At 45.8% G+C, this 20,173-nt stretch carries 20 protein-coding genes; all 20 read left to right on the forward strand.

What is annotated here, in order from left to right; translation table 11 throughout:
• Nucleotides 1-54 precede the first annotated feature (54 nt).
• The 20 genes from AC1DN5_RS18455 (at nucleotide 55) to yabN (ending at nucleotide 20,171) form a co-directional block, all read left to right on the forward strand.
• Complete coding sequence (locus tag AC1DN5_RS18455; protein WP_016936519.1) at nucleotides 55-822, forward strand: TatD family hydrolase; 768 nt, start codon at nucleotides 55-57, stop codon at nucleotides 820-822.
• A 134-nt stretch (nucleotides 823-956) separates the two neighbouring features.
• Nucleotides 957-2,282: a ubiquitin-like domain-containing protein gene (locus AC1DN5_RS18460; protein ID WP_342007290.1), complete on the forward strand. Its 1,326-nt coding sequence runs from the start codon at nucleotides 957-959 to the stop codon at nucleotides 2,280-2,282.
• A gap of 134 nt (nucleotides 2,283-2,416) precedes the next feature.
• Nucleotides 2,417-2,980, forward strand: a complete 564-nt coding sequence (rnmV, locus tag AC1DN5_RS18465) for a ribonuclease M5 (protein ID WP_013350755.1) — start codon at nucleotides 2,417-2,419, stop codon at nucleotides 2,978-2,980.
• Nucleotides 2,970-3,851: a 16S rRNA (adenine(1518)-N(6)/adenine(1519)-N(6))-dimethyltransferase RsmA gene (gene rsmA, locus AC1DN5_RS18470; protein ID WP_016936521.1), complete on the forward strand. Its 882-nt coding sequence runs from the start codon at nucleotides 2,970-2,972 to the stop codon at nucleotides 3,849-3,851. Before rnmV ends, rsmA begins: the two co-directional genes overlap by 11 nt.
• A 173-nt stretch (nucleotides 3,852-4,024) precedes the next feature.
• Nucleotides 4,025-4,900, forward strand: a complete 876-nt coding sequence (gene yabG / locus AC1DN5_RS18475; protein WP_016936522.1) for a sporulation peptidase YabG — start codon at nucleotides 4,025-4,027, stop codon at nucleotides 4,898-4,900.
• Nucleotides 4,901-5,110: 210 nt separating this feature from the next.
• Nucleotides 5,111-5,371: a biofilm formation stimulator Veg gene (veg, locus tag AC1DN5_RS18480; protein WP_003218330.1), complete on the forward strand. Its 261-nt coding sequence runs from the start codon at nucleotides 5,111-5,113 to the stop codon at nucleotides 5,369-5,371.
• Between the two features lie 162 nt (nucleotides 5,372-5,533).
• Nucleotides 5,534-5,722, forward strand: a complete 189-nt coding sequence (locus AC1DN5_RS18485) for a small, acid-soluble spore protein, alpha/beta type (protein ID WP_011996172.1) — start codon at nucleotides 5,534-5,536, stop codon at nucleotides 5,720-5,722.
• A gap of 143 nt (nucleotides 5,723-5,865) precedes the next feature.
• Nucleotides 5,866-6,735 carry a 4-(cytidine 5'-diphospho)-2-C-methyl-D-erythritol kinase gene (ispE, locus tag AC1DN5_RS18490; RefSeq protein WP_016936523.1) on the forward strand — a complete coding sequence of 290 codons (870 nt, stop codon included), beginning with the start codon at nucleotides 5,866-5,868 and terminating at the stop codon, nucleotides 6,733-6,735.
• A gap of 55 nt (nucleotides 6,736-6,790) precedes the next feature.
• On the forward strand, nucleotides 6,791-7,648 hold the full coding sequence (gene purR, locus AC1DN5_RS18495) for a pur operon repressor (RefSeq protein ID WP_004264666.1): 858 nt from the start codon (nucleotides 6,791-6,793) through the stop codon (nucleotides 7,646-7,648).
• A complete protein-coding gene (ridA, locus tag AC1DN5_RS18500; protein ID WP_004264663.1) occupies nucleotides 7,645-8,025 on the forward strand; it encodes a 2-iminobutanoate/2-iminopropanoate deaminase in 381 nt (126 codons plus the stop codon). The genes purR and ridA overlap by 4 nt, the downstream gene beginning before the upstream one ends.
• A gap of 195 nt (nucleotides 8,026-8,220) precedes the next feature.
• The gene (spoVG, locus tag AC1DN5_RS18505) at nucleotides 8,221-8,514 is read left to right on the forward strand and encodes a septation regulator SpoVG (protein WP_004264660.1); all 294 of its coding nucleotides are present in this window, start codon (nucleotides 8,221-8,223) and stop codon (nucleotides 8,512-8,514) included.
• Between the two features lie 191 nt (nucleotides 8,515-8,705).
• Nucleotides 8,706-10,076 (forward strand): bifunctional UDP-N-acetylglucosamine diphosphorylase/glucosamine-1-phosphate N-acetyltransferase GlmU, encoded by a 1,371-nt coding sequence (gene glmU / locus AC1DN5_RS18510; RefSeq protein WP_016936524.1) that lies wholly within the window; start codon nucleotides 8,706-8,708, stop codon nucleotides 10,074-10,076.
• 21 nt (nucleotides 10,077-10,097) lie between these two features.
• Nucleotides 10,098-11,051 (forward strand): ribose-phosphate diphosphokinase, encoded by a 954-nt coding sequence (locus AC1DN5_RS18515; protein WP_013350761.1) that lies wholly within the window; start codon nucleotides 10,098-10,100, stop codon nucleotides 11,049-11,051.
• 84 nt (nucleotides 11,052-11,135) lie between these two features.
• Complete coding sequence (locus AC1DN5_RS18520) at nucleotides 11,136-11,744, forward strand: 50S ribosomal protein L25/general stress protein Ctc (protein ID WP_016936525.1); 609 nt, start codon at nucleotides 11,136-11,138, stop codon at nucleotides 11,742-11,744.
• A gap of 84 nt (nucleotides 11,745-11,828) precedes the next feature.
• Nucleotides 11,829-12,395 (forward strand): aminoacyl-tRNA hydrolase, encoded by a 567-nt coding sequence (gene pth / locus AC1DN5_RS18525; RefSeq protein ID WP_045926508.1) that lies wholly within the window; start codon nucleotides 11,829-11,831, stop codon nucleotides 12,393-12,395.
• A gap of 61 nt (nucleotides 12,396-12,456) precedes the next feature.
• Nucleotides 12,457-12,687, forward strand: coding sequence for an anti-sigma-F factor Fin family protein (locus tag AC1DN5_RS18530; RefSeq protein WP_016936527.1), 231 nt, complete (start codon nucleotides 12,457-12,459; stop codon nucleotides 12,685-12,687).
• A gap of 70 nt (nucleotides 12,688-12,757) precedes the next feature.
• Nucleotides 12,758-16,291 (forward strand): transcription-repair coupling factor, encoded by a 3,534-nt coding sequence (mfd, locus tag AC1DN5_RS18535; protein WP_327813713.1) that lies wholly within the window; start codon nucleotides 12,758-12,760, stop codon nucleotides 16,289-16,291.
• Between the two features lie 136 nt (nucleotides 16,292-16,427).
• Nucleotides 16,428-16,964 (forward strand): stage V sporulation protein T, encoded by a 537-nt coding sequence (spoVT, locus tag AC1DN5_RS18540; protein WP_016936529.1) that lies wholly within the window; start codon nucleotides 16,428-16,430, stop codon nucleotides 16,962-16,964.
• Between the two features lie 161 nt (nucleotides 16,965-17,125).
• Nucleotides 17,126-18,706 (forward strand): putative polysaccharide biosynthesis protein, encoded by a 1,581-nt coding sequence (locus AC1DN5_RS18545; RefSeq protein ID WP_327813712.1) that lies wholly within the window; start codon nucleotides 17,126-17,128, stop codon nucleotides 18,704-18,706.
• The gene (yabN, locus tag AC1DN5_RS18550) at nucleotides 18,696-20,171 is read left to right on the forward strand and encodes a bifunctional methyltransferase/pyrophosphohydrolase YabN (RefSeq protein WP_327813711.1); all 1,476 of its coding nucleotides are present in this window, start codon (nucleotides 18,696-18,698) and stop codon (nucleotides 20,169-20,171) included. Before AC1DN5_RS18545 ends, yabN begins: the two co-directional genes overlap by 11 nt.
• Nucleotides 20,172-20,173: the final 2 nt, after the last annotated feature.

A 20,173-nucleotide genomic window follows, 5' to 3' on the forward strand; every position in this document is an offset into this window, starting at 1 on the left:
GTGTAACATTTCGTCGAACACCTTTTGTTTTTCAACAAGAAAGGAGTTTTTATGATGCTTTTTGATACACATGCACACTTAAACGCCGAGCAATTCGACACAGACTTAGAAGAAGTCATTGCGCGTGCAAAGGCTGAAAAAGTTGAACGAATCGTCGTTGTCGGATTCGACAAACCTACCATCACGCGTGCAATGGAGCTGATTGAGGAATATGACTTTATATACGCTGCGATCGGCTGGCATCCGGTAGACGCAATTGACATGACAGAGGAAGATTTATCATGGATTAAGGAACTGTCCGCTCATGAAAAAGTCGTGGCAATCGGAGAAATGGGCCTTGACTATCACTGGGACAAATCACCGAAGGATATCCAAAAAGAGGTATTCCGGAAACAAATCGCGCTTGCCAAAGAAGTGAACCTTCCAATTATCATTCACAACCGTGATGCAACCGAGGATGTTGTCACGATTTTGAAAGAAGAGGGAGCGGAAGAAGTCGGCGGCATTATGCACTGCTTTACGGGCAGCGCGGAGGTTGCGCGGCAGTGTATGGATATGAATTTCTATATCTCATTCGGAGGACCGGTTACCTTCAAAAATGCGAAGAAACCAAAAGAAGTGGCAAAGGAAATTCCGAATGACCGTTTGCTGATCGAAACTGACTGTCCTTTCCTGACACCCCATCCTTTCCGCGGCAAACGAAATGAGCCAAGCTACGTGAAATATGTTGCTGAACAGCTCGCGGAATTAAAAGGACTGACGTATGAAGAAATTGCTTCGATAACAACCGAAAACGCAAAAAGACTTTTCCGTATGAACTGACAAAATGCGCTGTCGTAACGTGTAAAGGCTTGTCCGATTCAGTGGATATGTAAAACGGTTCTACAAGCTTCCTTCTCCTCATAAGATAGGTTGTCGATATGTCTCTCTTCCTTTTTTTGCTTTGTTTTTGCATAATGAGGGATACGCTGAAGGTTTTTTATCTTCGAGATGGGAGGGTTGACAGCATTTTAGATACTCTATATAATCTCTCCGAGGAGAAGGAGGCGTTTTTCATCACACAAAAAATGAAAAAACTGTTTTCCGTAAAGCTTGGTAAAAGCAAGGTTATTCTTATTGCAGCTATTATTCTGCTGGGCGGAACCGGGACTGCATACGGGGCACATGAGCTCTCAAAACAATCAGTCTCTGTTTCTATCAACGGCAAGAAAAAGCAAATACGCACTCATGCAAAAACGGTTGGGGAACTTCTGGAAGATTTACATATAGAGACAAGAAATGAAGACCGGATTACCCCGTCTAAGCAGACAGCATTGGCTGAGAACATGAATGTCGTATATGATGCTGCAAAGCAGATCCGTGTGACAAGAGGCGGAGAAGAAAAGACTTTATGGTCAACGGCAAAAACAGTCGGCGCATTTCTGAACGAACAGCATACACCTGTGAATCAGCACGATAAAATAGATCCAGCAGCAGATACGAAAGTGACAAACGGCATGAAAGTCACGGTCGACCCGGCTTTTCAGGTCACTGTAAATGATGCGGGAAAGAAAAAGAAAATATGGACGACTTCGACTACGGTCGCTGACTTTTTAACGCAGCATAAGATGGACATGAAAGACGAAGATCAAGTAAAACCGGCATTACACGAAAAGCTCACAAAAGATCAGGCCGGCATACAAATCACTCGTATCGAAAAAGTCACCGATGTAGTTGAGGAAAAAATAGCGTATCGAGTGAAAGAAAAAGAGGATGCGTCTCTCGACAACGGGAAAGAAAAGATCGTTCAAAAAGGAAAAGAAGGCAAGCTTAAAAAGCATTTTCATGTTGTCAAAGAAAATGGAAAAGAAGTATCAAGAAAGCTTGTCAAAGAAGAAACATCTGAAAAAAGCAAAGATCAGATCATTGCGGTCGGCACAAAGCGGCACAGTCCCAAGATTGAGCAGCTCAGTGCACCGGTGAAGGCTTCTTCGGGTGAAACCGGATCTTCCGGTAAAGTGATTACCGTGTCTTCCACGGCATATACCGCAAGCTGCAGCGGCTGTTCCGGCCATACGGCTACAGGCGTTAACCTGACAAGCAATCCGAATGCCAAGGTCATTGCGGTAGACCCAAGCGTCATTCCGCTCGGCACAAGAGTCCACGTAGACGGATACGGGGATGCTGTGGCCGCAGATACGGGCTCAGCCATTAAAGGAAGACGGATTGATGTCTTTTTCCCTGAAAAATCTTCGGCATACCGCTGGGGAAAGAAACAGGTCAAAATAAAAATTTTAAATTAATTCCGATTCATTCAGAGGGTTTTGCGCCCTCTGTTTTTTTCGTTATAATAGGTAAAGTGTATTTTCAGTATATTAGACGTGACATGTAAACAAAGGTTTCGTTTTGGATATAAAAAGTTTTTTTGGAGGAAGTAATGAAAATTAAAGAAATTATTGTAGTCGAGGGACGCGATGACACTGCGCGCATAAAACTTGCCGTTGATGCGGATACGATTGAGACGAACGGTTCGGCAATCGGAGATGAAGTCATCAGGCAGATTCGGCTGGCGCAGGAAACGAGAGGAGTCATCGTGCTGACGGACCCGGATTTTCCGGGGGAAAAGATCCGGAAAACCATTTCCGAAGCAGTACCCGGCTGTAAACACGCATTTCTGCCCAAACATCTTGCCAAACCGAAGAACAAGCGCGGCATCGGCGTTGAGCACGCATCCATTGAAAGCATCAGAGCATGTCTGGAAAATGTGCATGAAGAGATGGAGGCAAAGCCGAGTGAGATTTCGGCTGAAGATTTAATACAAGCCGGTCTGATCGGCGGGCCGGCTGCCAAAAGACGCCGCGAACGATTGGGCGACCTGCTGAAGATCGGCTATACAAACGGCAAACAGCTTCAAAAACGGCTGCAGATGTTTCAAATCAAAAGAAGTGATTTTATTGATGCGCTCGATGCTATGATGCAGGAGGAACAGGATGAACAATAAAGATATCGCGACACCTATCAGAACGAAAGAAATTCTGAAAAAATACGGTTTCTCTTTTAAAAAGAGTCTGGGACAGAATTTCTTAATTGATACAAACATATTGGACAGAATTGTGGACCATGCGGAAATAACGGATCGGACCGGAGTCATTGAAATCGGACCCGGAATCGGCGCGCTGACAGAGCAGCTTGCCAAACGGGCGAAAAAGGTCGTCGCGTTTGAAATTGATCAGCGCCTCCTGCCCATTCTCAATGATACGCTGTCTCCGTATGACAATGTAACGATCATTCATCAGGATGTGCTGAAAGCAGACGTCAAATCCGTCATTGAAGAGCAGTTTCAGGATTGTGATGAAATTATGGTGACGGCGAATCTTCCGTATTATGTAACGACCCCGATCATCATGAAGCTTTTGGAAGAGCATCTTCCCTTAAAAGGAATTGTCGTCATGCTGCAAAAAGAGGTTGCTGAGCGGATGGCGGCTGATCCTTCCTCTAAGGAGTACGGATCGCTTTCCATCGCAGTTCAGTTCTACACGGAGGCCAAAACGGTCATGACCGTACCGAAAACGGTGTTTGTGCCTCAGCCTAACGTCGATTCCGCGGTCATCCGTCTCTTGCTTCGAGACGGCCCGGCGGTTGACGTCGATAATGAACCGTTTTTCTTCCAGCTGATTAAAGCAAGCTTCGCTCAGCGCCGGAAAACCTTGCTGAACAACCTTGTGAACAATCTTCCGGGCGGAAAAGAGAAGAAAGCTCAAATCGAAGAAATTCTCCAAGAAACGAATATTGACGGAAAGCGGCGCGGTGAATCCCTGTCTATAGAAGAATTCGCGCTCCTGTCCAACGGATTGTATAAAGCCCTTTTCTAAGAAGGGCTTTTTGTTTTGCGTCACCACTTGGACTGCCGCTACATAGGCTAGAGAAGAACCTTATTCATTCAACTGCAAGAAAAGCTTGAAACATCAAGCGCCGCAGCGGAAAGAGGTGCATTTGATAAGGCTTCTTTCATGATGAGGCTTAGTCTATTTGTGGAGTGGGTAACGTGCAATTTCAAATAGGAGATATGGTAGCCAGAAAATCCTATCAAATGGATGTTTTATTTCGCATTATCGGCATAGAGCAAACAAGCAAAGGAAATTCAATTGCCATCCTGCATGGTGACGAAGTCAGATTGATTGCGGATGCTGATTTTTCTGATTTGGCGCCTGTAAGAAAAGACGAACAGGCCGTGAGAAAGCAGAAAGATGAAAGCAGGATGAATGAATCTCTCGAGCTGCTCCGCCAGGATTATAAGCTGCTTCGGGAAAAACAGGAATATTATGCGACGAATCAATATCAGCATCAGGAGCACTACTTTCATATGCCCGGCAAGGTATTGCATTTGGACGGCGATGAGGCTTATTTGAAAAAGTGCCTGAACTTTTACGAAAAAATCGGTGTGCCGGTGTACGGGATTCACTGCCATGAGAAAAAAATGCCGGCATCCATTGAGGAGCTGCTCGATAAATACCGGCCGGATATTTTAGTCATCACCGGCCATGATGCATATTCCAAGCATAAGGGAGACGTGAACGATTTAAGCGCCTACAGGCATTCTAAACACTTTGTCGAAACGGTTCAAAGAGCGAGACGAAAAGTCCCCCACTTGGACCAGCTTGTCATATTCGCGGGTGCCTGCCAATCCCATTTCGAGTCTTTAATCAAAGCGGGCGCGAATTTTGCAAGTTCACCGTCACGCGTCAACATTCATGCGCTTGACCCGGTATATATTGTCGCGAAAATCAGCTTCACTCCGTTTATGGAGCGGATTAATGTGTGGGATGTCCTGAGAAATACGCTGACGAGAGAGAAAGGGCTGGGAGGCATTGAAACGAAGGGTGTGCTGCGTGTCGGTATGCCGTATAAATCAAATGGATGAGTGAAAAACCCGCATGAAATTCGCTATGCGGGTTAATTATTTTACATATTGATACATAAATTTCCGGAACTTGTGAAAAATAATGCAGAAATCAATAGAATTTTGTCAAAATAATTTTGTTGACAATGACTTATTAACGTTGATATAATTTAAATTTTGTTTGACAAAATTGGGCTCTTGTTGTACAATAAATGTAGTGAGGTGGATGCAATGGCGAAGACGTTGTCCGATATAAAAAGATCGCTTGATGGGAATTTAGGTAAACGGCTTACGTTAAAAGCAAACGGCGGCCGCCGAAAAACGATTGAGCGTTCGGGCATTTTAGCTGAGACGTACCCTTCTGTTTTTGTGATACAACTAGATCAAGACGAGAATTCGTTTGAAAGAGTTTCATACAGTTATGCTGATATTCTGACTGAGACTGTTGAATTGACATTCAATGATGATGCGGCAAGCTCAGTAGCATTTTAATGGGCAGTGAACCTTTTGTTTACTGCTTTTTGTTTTGCCTTCTAAAGCTCTTCTAATTATTCCCTCGAAAGTTTCAGCTGATTAAACGGAAGCTATAAGTGTCACATGTTTTATCGTGGCGTGCACGAATGGTGATCAATTCTATAAAAGGGGTTGTTTCGTTTGGGCAGACGTCGTGGAGTTATGTCAGATGAGTTCAAGTATGAGCTGGCAAAGGACCTTGGTTTTTACGATACGGTGAAAAACGAGGGCTGGGGCGGCATTCGGGCGCGCGATGCCGGGAATATGGTAAAGCGTGCGATTGAGATTGCCGAACAGCAGATGGCGGCTCAGAACCAAAATAACCGATAATGCAGTGGCCCGGGGGACAATCCGTTCCCCGGTTTTTTCTATCGGCTGTCAAAATCGGCGTCAATTTCGGATAAGTACCTCCGGGTCTCCAAATGTGATACAATGTTCATACTTATGTTTAGATGGAGAAGTAGGTGAAAGCTATGCGTATTTTAGAAAAAGCGCCGGCCAAAATCAATCTGTCCCTCGATGTGAGGAGTAAACGCCCGGATGGTTATCATGAAGTGGAGATGATCATGACGACAATTGATTTGGCAGATCGGATTGAACTGACAGAACTGCCCGAAAACGTTATCAGAGTGGCGTCGCATAATCGCTTTGTTCCGGATGATCAAAGAAATCTGGCTTATCAGGCAGCCAAACTGCTCAAAGAACGGTTTCAAGTCAAAAAAGGCGTTTCCATTATGATTACAAAGGTGATCCCTGTAGCGGCGGGGCTTGCCGGCGGAAGCAGCGATGCGGCTGCCACGCTAAGAGGGCTGAACAGGCTTTGGGATTTAAAGCTTTCTGTCGAAGAGCTCGCGGAGCTTGGCGCTGAAATCGGTTCAGACGTGTCCTTCTGTGTTTACGGAGGCACTGCCCTGGCAACCGGACGCGGTGAGAAGATCAGGCATATCAGTGCTCCGCCTCATTGCTGGGTCGTGCTCGCCAAACCGACGATCGGGGTATCGACCGCCGAAGTGTACCGCCGGCTGAATTTGCAGCAGGTTCGGCATCCGGATGTACAGGCGATGATTGACGCAATTGAAGAAAAAAGTTTCCAAAAGGTGTGCAGCCAACTAGGAAACGTATTGGAATCGGTTACGCTCAACCTTCATCCCGAGGTGGCGATGATTAAAAATCAAATGAAACGCTTCGGTGCCGATGCGGTGTTAATGAGCGGAAGCGGACCGACTGTATTCGGTTTGGTTCAATACGAATCAAAGGTGCAGCGGATTTATAACGGGTTAAGAGGCTTCTGTGATCAGGTGTACGCGGTGCGGATGATCGGCGAACAGAATGCTCTTGATTAAATCCGTATGTTAAGTTATATTGTTTTTAAATTATTCGGATTTTGGGGGTAAGTTCATGAAGTTTCGTCGCAGCGGCAGATTGGTGGACTTAACAAATTATTTGTTAACCCATCCGCATGAATTAATACCGTTAACGTTTTTCTCTGAACGGTATCAATCAGCAAAGTCATCAATCAGTGAAGATTTAACGATTATTAAACAGACCTTCGAACAGCAAGGCATTGGGACGCTGCTTACAGTGCCGGGAGCTGCCGGAGGCGTCAAATACATTCCGAAAGTGAAACAGGCTGAAGCAGAAGCGTTTATACAGGAGCTGGGACAGTCTTTAGTAAATCCTGAGCGTATCCTTCCGGGCGGTTATGTATATTTAACGGATATCTTAGGCAAACCATCTGTCCTCTCTCATGTAGGCAGGCTTTTTGCTTCCGTTTTTGCGGAGCGGGAGATTGATGTGGTGATGACCGTTGCGACAAAGGGAATCCCTCTCGCTTACGCAGCGGCCAGTTATCTGAACGTTCCGGTTGTCATCGTACGAAAAGACAATAAAGTGACGGAAGGCTCCACGGTGAGCATCAATTATGTATCAGGGTCGTCTAACCGCATTCAAACGATGTCACTTGCGAAAAGAAGTTTGGCCACGGGGTCGAACGTTTTGATTATTGACGACTTTATGAAAGCGGGCGGCACCATAAACGGCATGATCAGCTTGCTTGATGAGTTTAATGCGAACGTCGCGGGAATAGGCGTCTTGGTTGAAGCTGAGGGAGTGAATGAACGGCTTGTCGATGAATACATGTCGCTGCTCACACTTTCAACCATCAATATGAAAGACAAAACGATTGAGATTCAAAACGGCAATTTTCTGCGATTTTTTAAAGAACAGCATTTAAAGAATGGGGAGACAGAAAAATGACAAAAGCAATCCATACAAAACACGCGCCGGCAGCAATCGGGCCATATTCACAAGGAATCATCGTAAACAACATGTTTTACAGCTCAGGCCAGATTCCTCTTACTGCTGAAGGAGAAATGGTAAACGGTGATATCACAGAACAAACGCATCAGGTGTTCAGCAATTTAAAGGCTGTGCTGAAAGAAGCGGGCGCTTCTCTCGAGACGGTTGTCAAAGCAACGGTATTTATTGCTGATATGGAGCAGTTTGCGGAAGTGAATGAAGTGTACGGACAATACTTTGATGTACATAAGCCGGCAAGGTCTTGTGTGGAAGTGGCGAGACTGCCGAAAGACGCTCTCGTGGAAATTGAAGTCATTGCGCTGGTGAAATCTTAAATCTCAGAAAAGTGGTTCCGGTCTCCGGAATCACTTTTTTTATGCAGTATATGATCCCCCGATATGGTTTATCACCTAATTGTGTATGTATATCCTATATTTTCAAAAAAACTTTTTGAAATGTGCAGGAATTTAAAAAGAATCGTGGAATTGTTAGACTAATGCTTTTATATAGGGAAAAGGTGGTGAACTACTGTGGAAGTTACTGACGTAAGATTACGCCGCGTGAATACCGATGGTCGCATGAGAGCGATTGCATCCATCACGCTGGATCACGAATTTGTCGTACATGATATTCGTGTGATTGATGGAAACAATGGTCTTTTCGTTGCGATGCCGAGTAAACGCACCCCTGATGGAGAATTCCGCGATATTGCTCATCCTATTAATTCCAGCACGCGGGGCAAGATCCAGGATGCTGTTTTAAATGAGTATCATCGTTTGGGTGATTCTGAAGCATTAGAATATGAAGAAGCTGGGGCTTCTTAAACATAACAAAATGTAAGGACTGCTGATAAAGGCTGACACAAGGCCTTTTCCGGCAGTCCTTTTTTAAATCTGATTTTTCAGTAATAAAGCGATTACATAGAAAATTCTTGCACTTTTTGATGTCTTCTTGAAATCAACAGCTATTTAGGATATATTTTTCTATGGATAAAAGGGATATTGGAGGCCATTAAATGGATAAGCGGTTTGCAGTGATTTTAGCTGCCGGAAAAGGAACGAGAATGAAATCTAAGCTTTATAAGGTCCTTCATCCGGTATGCGGAAAGCCTATGGTAGAGCACGTCGCAGACGAGGCTCTGAAATTATCTTTAGCGAAGCTTGTCACCATCGTAGGACATGGCGCCGAAGATGTGAAAAAGCAGCTCGGACAGAAAAGCGATTACGCTCTCCAAGCAGAACAGCTCGGTACGGCTCATGCAGTCAAGCAGGCAAAACCATTTCTTCACGGAGAGAAAGGTGTCACGATCGTTATTTGCGGCGATACACCGCTTCTGACGGCGGAGACGATGGAAGCCATGCTGAATGAACATACAAACAAAGGCGCAAAAGCCACGGTGTTAACGGCCGTTGCCGACGATCCCGCCGGATACGGAAGAATCATCCGGGGAGAAGACGGCGCCGTTCAAAAAATCGTGGAGCATAAGGATGCTTCGGAGCAAGAACGTCTTGTGAAAGAAATCAACACGGGAACGTACTGTTTTGATAACGAGGCCCTTTTTCGTGTCATCGAACAGGTTTCGAATGAAAATGCCCAAGGCGAGTATTACCTGCCGGATGTAATCGAAATCCTCAAAGACGAAGGCGAAACTGTTGCCGCTTACCAGACTGGTAACTTCCAAGAGACGCTCGGAGTGAATGATAGAGTCGCTCTTTCTCAGGCTGAAATGTATATGAAAGAGCGTATTAACAAACGGCATATGCAAAACGGAGTCACTTTAATCGATCCGATGAATACGTACATCTCACCTGACGCACGTATCGGACAAGATACAGTTATTTATCCCGGAACTGTGTTAAAGGGACAAGCTGAAATCGGCGATGAATGTGTCATCGGCCCTCACACTGAGATAGAGGACAGCTCGATCGGCAGCCGCACTGTGATTAAACAATCCGTTGTCAATCGGAGCAAAGTTGGGAATGATGTAAATATCGGTCCTTTTGCTCACATCAGACCTGATTCCGCAATCGGCAATGAAGTGAAGATCGGAAACTTTGTGGAAATCAAGAAAACACAATTCGGCGACCGAAGCAAAGCATCTCATTTAAGCTATATCGGTGATGCCGAAGTGGGCACGGACGTCAATCTCGGGTGCGGCTCCATCACGGTCAATTATGATGGGAAGAACAAATATTTAACCAAAATTGAAGACGGCGCGTTTATTGGCTGCAACTCCAATCTGGTCGCTCCTGTCACAGTGGGAGAAGGCGCGTACGTCGCTGCGGGCTCAACCGTAACTGAAGATGTGCCGGGCGAAGCGCTTGCCATTGCCAGAGCAAGACAAGTAAATAAAGAAGATTATGTGAAAAATATTCATAAAAAATAATCCTAAAATCGGAGGTTTACCATGTCTAACGAATACGGAGATAAGAATTTAAAGATTTTTTCTTTGAATTCAAATCCAGAACTTGCAAAAGAAATCGCGGATAATGTAGGAGTTCAATTAGGAAAGTGCTCTGTTACAAGATTCAGTGACGGAGAGGTCCAGATCAACATAGAAGAAAGTATTCGCGGCTGTGATTGTTATATCATTCAGTCTACAAGTGCGCCGGTCAACGAGCACATCATGGAATTGCTGATTATGGTGGACGCTTTAAAGCGCGCTTCCGCGAAAACAATCAACATTGTGATTCCGTACTACGGTTATGCGCGCCAGGACAGAAAAGCAAGATCACGTGAACCGATCACGGCAAAACTTTTTGCAAACCTGCTTGAAACAGCGGGTGCGACACGCGTGATCGCGCTTGATTTACACGCGCCGCAAATTCAAGGTTTCTTTGATATTCCGATTGACCACTTAATGGGTGTTCCGATTTTAGGCCATTACTTTGAAGGTAAAGACTTGAAAGATATCGTCATTGTTTCTCCTGACCACGGCGGTGTGACGCGCGCCCGCAAACTTGCGGACCGTCTGAAAGCGCCGATCGCGATTATCGACAAACGCCGTCCTAGACCGAATGAGGTAGAAGTGATGAACATCGTCGGTAACGTGGAAGGAAAAACTGCGATTCTGATCGATGATATTATTGATACCGCCGGCACAATCACACTTGCTGCAAACGCGCTGGTTGAAAACGGAGCCGCGGAAGTGTATGCATGCTGTACGCACCCTGTATTGTCAGGCCCTGCGGTTGAGCGGATCAACAACTCTAAAATCAAGGAGCTTGTCGTAACGAACAGCATTAAGCTTCCTGAAGAGAAAAAAATCGAACGCTTTAAGCAGCTTTCTGTCGGACCGCTTCTGGCTGAAGCGATTATCCGTGTTCACGAGAAACAATCTGTCAGCTATTTATTCAGCTAAACCGAAACTTTAAGGTTTAAATCCCAGTTATTGTGGGTATTGTTCTAATAGGACGATAAAACGATAATTAGGATGGTGCTGAATATGGCAACTTTAAAAGCAAATGAAAGAACAGATTTTAAACGTTCGACGCTTCGGAAAATCCGTCATTCAGGACATGTTCCAGGGATTATATACGGGAAAGAAACAACGAACACGGCTGTCTCTTTAGACAGTGTCGAATTGCTTAAAACATTGCGGGACGAAGGAAAAAACACGATTATCACAATTGATGTCAACGGAAATCAGCAATCGGTTATGGTGACAGATCTTCAGACAGACCCGCTCAAAAACGAATTGACGCACGCCGATTTTCAAGTCGTGAATATGAGTGAGGAGCTGGAGGCGGAAGTGCCGATTCAGCTGACGGGAGAGGCGAAAGGAGTCAAAGACGGAGGCGTCATCCAGCAGCCGCTGCATGAGCTTTCGATCAAGGCTAAGCCGAAGGACATCCCTCAGACAATCAATGTTGATATTTCCGGGCTTGAAATGAATGATGTGCTGACCATCGCAGATCTGACTGCCGACGGCAATTATACATTTACAAACGATCCGGAAGAAGTCGTGGCTTCCATCCTTCCTCCTAAGCAGGAAGCATTCGAAGAAGATGCAGAACCATCTCCTGAGGAAGAGCCCGAAGGAGAAAATCAATAAGCGCTTTAAGACGTAACCCGCCCGAGGTTACGTCTTTTGTGCTAGAATGAGAAGAATTACAGCGATGTTGAGGGAGGATTTACGATGCTTGTGATTGCCGGTCTGGGTAACCCGGGAAAAACCTACGAGAACACGAGACATAATGTCGGCTTTATGGCCATTGACGAGCTTTCTAAAGAATGGAATATTGAATTAAATAAAACGAAATTCAACGGACTTTACGGAATCGGTTTTGTTTCCGGAAAAAAAGTTCTACTTGTTAAACCGCTTACATATATGAATTTATCAGGGGAATGTTTGCGGCCGCTATTGGATTATTATGAAGCCGATCATGAAGATTTGAAAGTCATATACGATGACCTGGATCTTCCGACGGGGAAAATCAGGCTCCGGACGAAGGGGAGCGCAGGCGGACACAACGGAATTAAATCGCTTATTCAGCACCTCGGAACCCCTGAATTTGACCGGGTCAGAATCGGAATCGGCCGTCCCGTCAACGGGATGAAAGTCGTTGATTATGTGCTGGGCGCTTTTACGAAAGATGAAGCGCCGCATATCAATGATGCCGTCTCAAAAACCGTAAAAGCCTGCGAAGCTTCCTTGACGAAACCATTTTTAGAAGTTATGAACGAATTTAATGCAAATGTATAAGATAAATAATGGGAGACCATACTAGGGAAAAATGATTTTTTCACATCAGGAGGTCCAATGTATGGCTTTGCATTATTTCTGCCGCCACTGCGGTTTTAAGGTAGGGAGCCTGGAGTATTCGTCGGTGCCGACACAGTCACTTGGATTTCAGCACTTAACAAATGAGGAAAGAAACGATATGATTTCATATAAAGACAATGGAGATGTCCATGTTCTTACAATTTGTGAAGACTGCCAAGAGGCGCTGGAACGCAATCCGCACTACCATGAACACAACACATTTATTCAATAATGAGCTTTGGTGTAGATTCTAGACCAAAGCGTTTTTCTGTTCTTGCAGAAAATAGAGAGGAGGGGCCCATATGGACAATATTCAAACCTTTATTAAAGAAAGCGATGATTTTAAATCCATTGTTAACGGTTTACATGAGGGGCTGAAGGAACAGCTGCTTGCGGGTCTGTCAGGTTCTGCGCGTTCTGTTTTTACCTCCGCCCTTGCACAGGAAACGAAAAAGCCGATTTTCTTTATCACTCATAATTTATATCAGGCCCAAAAAGTGACGGAAGATCTGACGGCGCTTCTCGGGGATCAATCTGTTTTTTTATACCCCGTAAATGAATTGATTTCTTCAGAAATTGCGGTGGCGAGTCCTGAACTGCGCGCTCAGCGGCTTGATGTCATTAATAGATTAACAAACGGAGAAGCGCCGGTCGTAGTGGCACCCGTTGCAGCACTGAGAAGAATGCTTCCGCCGAAAGAACTGTGGAAAAGCAGCCAAATCGCCATATCACTCGGAGACGATATAGAACAGGATCAGCTGTCTGCACGCCTTGTAGAGGTGGGGTATGAGCGTTCCGATATGGTTTCTGCACCCGGTGAATTCAGTATTCGCGGCGGAATAATCGACATTTATCCGCTGACGTCAGAACATCCGGTGCGGATTGAGTTGTTTGATACGGAGGTCGACTCCATCAGAAGCTTCAACTCTGATGACCAGAGATCAATTGAGACGCTAAAAACGGTGGCCATCGGACCGGCGAAGGAACTGATCATCCGGGCGGAAGAAAAAGCCCGCGCGATGGAAAGGCTCGATAAAGGGCTTGCCGACAGTCTGAAGAAGCTGAAGCAGGACAAACAAAAGGAAATGCTTCATATCAATATCTCACATGATAAAGAACGGTTATCAACGGGACAGACTGATCAGGAACTTGTGAAGTATCTCTCGTACTTTTACGAAAAGCCTGCTAGTTTGCTAGATTATACACCGTCAGACACCTTGTTATTGTTAGACGAGGTCAGCCGGATTCATGAAATGGAGGATCAGCTCCAAAAAGAAGAAGCCGAATTCATGACAAGTCTGCTGGAAGAAGGAAAAATTCTGCATGACATCAATTTATCCTTCAGCTTTCAGGAGATTATGGCCGAGAAGCGGCGTCCTGCCATTTACTTTTCATTATTTTTGCGTCATGTTCAGCATACAAGCCCTCAAAATATCGTGAATGTCACAAGCCGGCAGATGCAGAGTTTTCACGGGCAGATGAATGTGCTCGCCGGTGAAATGGAGCGCTTTAAGAAATCAAACTTCACCGTCGTCTTTTTAGGCGCAAATAAAGACAGAACCGACAGATTGGCGTCCGTGCTGGCTGATTACGAAATTGAAGCCGCCAAAACGGACAGCTCCAAAGCGCTTGTACAAGGACAGGTCTATGTCATGGAAGGCGAGCTGCAATCCGGTTTTGAACTGCCGCTGATGAAGCTGGCCGTCATTACGGAGGAAGAGCTGTTCAAAAACCGAATCAAGAAGAAGCCGAGAAAGCAGAAGCTGACAAATGCTGAACGGATCAAAAGCTACTCTGAGCTTCAAGTCGGTGACTATGTCGTCCACGTCAACCACGGGATCGGTAAGTATTTGGGGATCGAAACACTTGAAATCAAGGGCATTCATAAAGATTACCTCAACATTCATTACCAGGGCAGTGATAAGCTGTACGTCCCGGTAGAACAAATTGATCAGGTGCAGAAGTACGTCGGCTCTGAAGGAAAAGAACCGAAGCTTTATAAACTGGGCGGCAGTGAATGGAAACGGGTGAAGAAAAAAGTTGAAAACTCCGTTCAGGATATTGCCGATGATCTGATTAAGCTTTATGCGGAACGCGAAGCAAGCAAAGGCTATGCGTTCTCGCCGGATCATGAAATGCAGCGTCAGTTCGAGTCTGCTTTCCCTTATCAGGAAACCGATGATCAGCTCCGATCCATTCAGGAAATTAAAAAGGATATGGAAAGAGAGCGTCCGATGGACCGTTTGCTTTGCGGTGATGTCGGTTACGGGAAGACGGAGGTAGCCATCCGTGCGGCCTTTAAAGCGATCGCCGACGGAAAACAGGTCGCGCTCCTTGTACCGACGACCATACTCGCGCAGCAGCATTATGAAACCATTACGGAGCGTTTCCAAGACTATCCGATTAACATCGGTCTTCTCAGCCGATTCAGAACGAGAAAAGAATCTAATGAAACGCTCAAAGGTCTGAAAAACGGAACAGTAGATATCGTGATCGGAACCCACAGGCTCTTATCTAAAGATGTCGTCTATAAAGATCTCGGCTTGCTCATCATCGACGAAGAGCAGCGCTTCGGTGTTACACATAAGGAAAAAATCAAACAGATCAAAGCCAATGTCGATGTGCTGACTCTGACGGCGACGCCGATTCCGCGTACGCTTCATATGTCCATGCTCGGTGTGCGGGACTTATCTGTTATTGAAACGCCGCCGGAAAACCGTTTCCCTGTCCAGACATATGTCGTGGAATACAACGGCGCGCTTGTACGAGAAGCCATTGAAAGAGAACTGGCGCGCGGAGGACAGGTATATTTCTTGTACAACCGCGTGGATGATATCGAGCGGAAGGCTGACGAAATTTCTATGCTTGTTCCCGATGCGAAAGTGGCATACGCCCACGGAAAAATGACCGAAAATGAATTGGAAAGCGTCATGCTTAATTTTCTGGAAGGGGAATCAGATGTCCTCGTCAGCACGACTATTATTGAGACAGGCGTAGATATACCGAACGTCAATACCTTGATCGTGTTTGACGGAGACAAAATGGGACTGTCTCAGCTGTATCAGCTGAGAGGACGGGTCGGCCGCTCCAATCGTGTCGCGTACGCGTATTTTACGTACCGCAGAGACAAAGTGCTTACTGAGGTGGCGGAAAAACGGCTGCAGGCGATTAAAGAATTTACCGAGCTGGGATCAGGGTTTAAAATTGCCATGCGTGACTTGACGATCAGGGGAGCGGGGAACCTTCTCGGCGCCCAGCAGCACGGTTTCATCGACTCGGTCGGTTTTGACCTGTATTCGCAAATGCTCAAAGAAGCCATTGAAGAGCGTAAAGGCGATACGCCGAAAAGCGAACAGTTTGAGACAGAAATCGATATCGAGCTTGATGCATATATTCCTGAAAACTATATACAAGACGGCAAGCAAAAAATCGACATGTATAAACGTTTCAGATCAATCGCTACAATTGAGGAGAAAAATGAGCTTCAAGATGAAATCATCGACAGGTTCGGCAGCTATCCTAAAGAGGTTGAATGGCTGTTTACAGTTGCTGAGATGAAAGTGTACGGCAAATATGAACGCGTCGAACTCATCAAGCAGGATAAGGACGCGGTCAGATTCACTATTTCGGAAGAGGCCAGCTCCCAGATTGACGGCCAGAAATTGTTTGAACTCGGCAATAAATACGGCCGGCAGATCGGACTGGGAATGGAAGGGAAAAAACTGAAAATCTCAGTGCAGACGAAAGGCCGCAAAACCGAAGAGTGGCTGGAGACCGTACTCGGCATGCTGAAAGGCCTTCAAGATGTGAAGAAAGAAACAATCGCGTCCTCATAAAAATTGTTACTCTCTGGTGTATATTACATTTGATGTGACGGATACTAATTTCAAGCGAGTGGCGGAAGCTACATAAAGTAAAGAGCTTTAGTACTTTCCCTTAAATATCATCACATGAAAGAGAGGCACCAGAGAGATGAAAGCTACAGGTATTGTACGTCGTATTGATGATCTAGGACGGGTCGTCATCCCTAAGGAAATTCGGAGAACACTGCGAATCAGGGAAGGAGACCCGCTTGAAATATTCGTTGACCGCGACGGAGAAGTTATATTGAAAAAATATTCTCCTATCAGTGAGCTTGGCGATTTTGCGAAAGAATATGCGGATGCATTGTATGACAGTCTCGGTCATTCCGTTTTGATTTGCGACCGTGACGTGTATATTGCCGTTTCGGGCAGCTCCAAAAAAGAATTTCTGAATAAATCCATCAGCGATTTGCTTGAAAAAACGATGGACCAGCGCAGCTCGGTGCTGGAAAATGACGTAAAATCCGCACAGCTTGTTAATGACATTGATGAAGACATGAGCTCCTATACAATCGCTCCTATCGTGGCGAATGGCGATCCTATCGGTGCCGTGGTCATTTTTTCTAAAGAACAGGCACTTGGAGAGGTAGAACACAAAGCGGTAGAAACGGCAGCCAGCTTTTTGGCGAGACAAATGGAACAGTAGGTCTTATTACCATTATTGAAATAAGAAACGGGGAAAGAACAGCTCTTAAACAAGTGCTGTTCTTTTTCATATGTGCTCACTATCGGTTCGGCCGTTAGGATTGTGATATAATAAGCTCGTTTTATAGACGTAATTTTCTAGCGGCTGGAAGGAGCTTTTGGATGAACGATTCAGTTGGCGTCAAACGGCAATCGGCATGGAAAGGTGCTTTTGTGCTTGTTGTTGCGGGCATCGTGACAAAGATATTAAGCGCCGTGTACAGAGTTCCTTTTCAGAATATTGTCGGTGACGTCGGATTTTACATTTATCAGCAGGTGTATCCGTTTTTAGGCATCGCGGTCATGCTTTCAACATCCGGATTTCCGGTGATCATCTCAAAATTAATGAACGATTATAGCAATCATAAACAAAAAATAATGAAAATTTCCGCCCTTTATGTCACGGCGGCCGGACTTATACTGTTTGTGCTCATGTATGCCGGCGCGGCGCCGTTGGCCGGTTTTATGGGTGACGCCCGCCTTGAACTGCTGATACGGGTAGCGGCGTTCGCTTTTATACTGTTTCCGTTTACGGCGGTTTTTCGGGGGTATTTCCAGGGCGTGCATGATATGATGCCGTCCGCCTTATCCCAGATCACCGAACAGCTTCTCCGTGTGGCGGTGCTTCTCGGTTTATCTTTCTGGCTTTTGAAAAGCGGCCGTTCATTATATGCGGCAGGTGCGGGGGCAGCCTCGGGATCAATTGCCGGAAGCTTGGCGGCTCTTTGCGTATTGGCCTTATTCTGGTACAAGCAGGAAGACAAGAAGACAGACATCGGACATATCGAAACAGGTATCATTGTAAAAAAGCTGCTGCTTTATTCAGTCACCATCTGTATCAGCAGTGTACTCATGCTTTTGATTCAGCTCGTAGACGCCTTAAACTTATATTCACTGCTGTCAGACGGGACAAAGAGCCATGCTGCGAAACAGCTGAAAGGCATATATGACCGCGGACAGCCGCTCCTTCAGCTGGGAACCGTGTTTGCCGTCAGTATCGCCGCATCTCTTGTTCCTTCCATTTCAAAAGCGGTGCATGGGAACAAGCCGTTTATTATAAAAGAGAAAGCGACCTCTGCCATTAAGCTCTGCCTTGCGGTAGGAATCGGCGCATCGGCCGGACTTTTTTGCATTTTAGAACCGGTGAACATCATGCTTTTCCAAAACAGTGAAGGGACGCAGCCCTTACAAATATTCAGTTTATCTATCTTTTTTGCTTCGATTGCGCTTACGGCAGCCGCGATCCTGCAAGGCGCGGGACATACCGTCTTCCCCGCCGTGTCCGTCTTGGCGGGAGGGGTGCTGAAATGGGTGCTGAATGTTTGGCTGGTCCCGGACTGGGGTATTACAGGAGCGGCGCTGGCGACCGTCTTGGCATTTGCCGCAGTTGCGTGCCTGAATCTGCAGAGAATTTGGTCGAAGGGCTGGCTGACGAATATCGGCGGCATAATTGCCCGTTTGTGCTGGTGCACTCTGCTGATGGCTTCTTTTCTGCTCGTGTATACGAAGCTTTGGCAGTTATTCGTTCCCGTCAGCAGAACCGGAGCAGTATGTGAGAGTCTGTCTGCGTCAGTCATAGGGGGGCTTTTGTTTATTTATTGTATGATGAGAATGAAGATATTTACGGACGAAGAGCTGAGCAGCCTTCCTTTCGGCAATGCTTTAAGCAAATTGAACAAGAGGAGAGAAAAACATGGCAGGTAACATTACGGTCGTCGGCCTCGGCGCCGGTGACATGGATCAGTTGACAGTGGGCGTACATAAGCTGCTGACTCAGGCGAAGCATCTATATATAAGAACGAAAGACCACCCTTTGATTCCGGAATTAGAGCAAGAGGCTGCAGCGGATATCCGGTATTTTGATGATATTTATGAAAAGCACGATCAGTTTGAAGCGGTCTATGAAGAGATCACGGACATTCTGTTTGAAAAAGCGAAGCAAGAGGATGTCGTCTACGCTGTACCCGGCCATCCGTTTGTCGCTGAGAAAACCGTTCAGCTGTTATTTGAACGCCGGGAAGAACAGCAGGTGACGGTTCATACCGCCGGAGGACAAAGCTTTCTGGATGCCACCTTTAATGCATTGCGGATTGATCCGATTGAAGGGTTTCAATTTACAGATGCGCAAACAATGACGCCGGATGAGCTTGAGCTCCGCCATCACCTGATCATTTGCCAGGTTTATGACCAAATGACGGCCTCTGAGGTGAAGCTGACGCTTATGGAGAAATTGCCTGACGATTATGAAGTGGTCATCGTAACGGCAGCCGGAAGCAAGGGAGAAAAGATCACCAAAGTGCCTTTGTTTGAACTTGACCGCAATGTAGAGATAAATAACTTAACAAGTGTGTATGTTCCGCCGATTAAAAAAGAAGAACTCCTTTACCAGGAATTTTCCGCATTCCGAAGAATTATTCGTGAGCTTCGCGGGCCGAACGGCTGTCCGTGGGATCAAAAGCAGACACACCAGTCATTAAAGAAATATATGATTGAGGAATGCTACGAATTGCTTGAGGCCATTGACGAAGAGGACACGGATCACATGATAGAAGAGCTCGGGGATGTCATGCTTCAGGTTATGCTTCATGCCCAGATCGGAGAAGACGAAGGGTATTTCTCAATTGATGATGTCATCAGAGACATCAGCGCCAAGATGGTCAGACGGCACCCGCACGTGTTTAAGGATGTTAAGGTTCAGGATGAACATGATGTCGTCGCCAACTGGGAAGAAATCAAAAAGGCGGAAAAGCAAACAACATCCTCTTCATTGCTGGATGCCGTGCCAAAAACACTGCCTTCTCTTGCAAAAGCGGCCAAGCTTCAGAAAAAAGCCGCAAAAACCGGCTTTGACTGGGATGACGTTCAGGATATATGGGAGAAAGTAAATGAAGAGCTGAAGGAATTTTCTGCGGAGGCTTCCGCCGAATCAGCAGATGAAATCAGCTTAAAAGCTGAATTCGGCGATGTTTTATTTGCATTGGTCAATATCGGCCGATACTATAAAATTGAGCCTGAGGAAGCGCTCGCCATGACAAATGACAAATTCCGCAGACGCTTTGCTTATATTGAGAAAGAAGCGGCGGCAAAGGGACTTGAATTGACCGCAATGTCACTTGAGGAAATGGACAAATTGTGGGATGAAGCAAAAGAAATGGAGAGGAGATTCTAAAT

The organism is Bacillus sp. 01N42_2 (assembly GCF_056399565.1).

Excerpts from the sequence above, each read along its gene's own strand:
- glmU (WP_016936524.1), top strand. The coding sequence starts at position 8,706 with ATGGATAAGCGGTTTGCAGTGATTTTAGCTGCCGGAAAAGGAACGAGA.
- veg (WP_003218330.1), top strand. The coding sequence starts at position 5,111 with ATGGCGAAGACGTTGTCCGATATAAAAAGATCGCTTGATGGGAATTTA.
- rsmA (WP_016936521.1), top strand. The coding sequence starts at position 2,970 with ATGAACAATAAAGATATCGCGACACCTATCAGAACGAAAGAAATTCTG.
- purR (WP_004264666.1), top strand. The coding sequence starts at position 6,791 with ATGAAGTTTCGTCGCAGCGGCAGATTGGTGGACTTAACAAATTATTTG.
- AC1DN5_RS18530 (WP_016936527.1), top strand. The coding sequence starts at position 12,457 with ATGGCTTTGCATTATTTCTGCCGCCACTGCGGTTTTAAGGTAGGGAGC.
- spoVT (WP_016936529.1), top strand. The coding sequence starts at position 16,428 with ATGAAAGCTACAGGTATTGTACGTCGTATTGATGATCTAGGACGGGTC.
- AC1DN5_RS18545 (WP_327813712.1), top strand. The coding sequence starts at position 17,126 with ATGAACGATTCAGTTGGCGTCAAACGGCAATCGGCATGGAAAGGTGCT.
- ridA (WP_004264663.1), top strand. The coding sequence starts at position 7,645 with ATGACAAAAGCAATCCATACAAAACACGCGCCGGCAGCAATCGGGCCA.
- mfd (WP_327813713.1), top strand. The coding sequence starts at position 12,758 with ATGGACAATATTCAAACCTTTATTAAAGAAAGCGATGATTTTAAATCC.
- rnmV (WP_013350755.1), top strand. The coding sequence starts at position 2,417 with ATGAAAATTAAAGAAATTATTGTAGTCGAGGGACGCGATGACACTGCG.
- AC1DN5_RS18460 (WP_342007290.1), top strand. The coding sequence starts at position 957 with ATGAGGGATACGCTGAAGGTTTTTTATCTTCGAGATGGGAGGGTTGAC.
- yabN (WP_327813711.1), top strand. The coding sequence starts at position 18,696 with ATGGCAGGTAACATTACGGTCGTCGGCCTCGGCGCCGGTGACATGGAT.
- AC1DN5_RS18520 (WP_016936525.1), top strand. The coding sequence starts at position 11,136 with ATGGCAACTTTAAAAGCAAATGAAAGAACAGATTTTAAACGTTCGACG.
- AC1DN5_RS18455 (WP_016936519.1), top strand. The coding sequence starts at position 55 with ATGCTTTTTGATACACATGCACACTTAAACGCCGAGCAATTCGACACA.
- pth (WP_045926508.1), top strand. The coding sequence starts at position 11,829 with ATGCTTGTGATTGCCGGTCTGGGTAACCCGGGAAAAACCTACGAGAAC.
- ispE (WP_016936523.1), top strand. The coding sequence starts at position 5,866 with ATGCGTATTTTAGAAAAAGCGCCGGCCAAAATCAATCTGTCCCTCGAT.
- AC1DN5_RS18515 (WP_013350761.1), top strand. The coding sequence starts at position 10,098 with ATGTCTAACGAATACGGAGATAAGAATTTAAAGATTTTTTCTTTGAAT.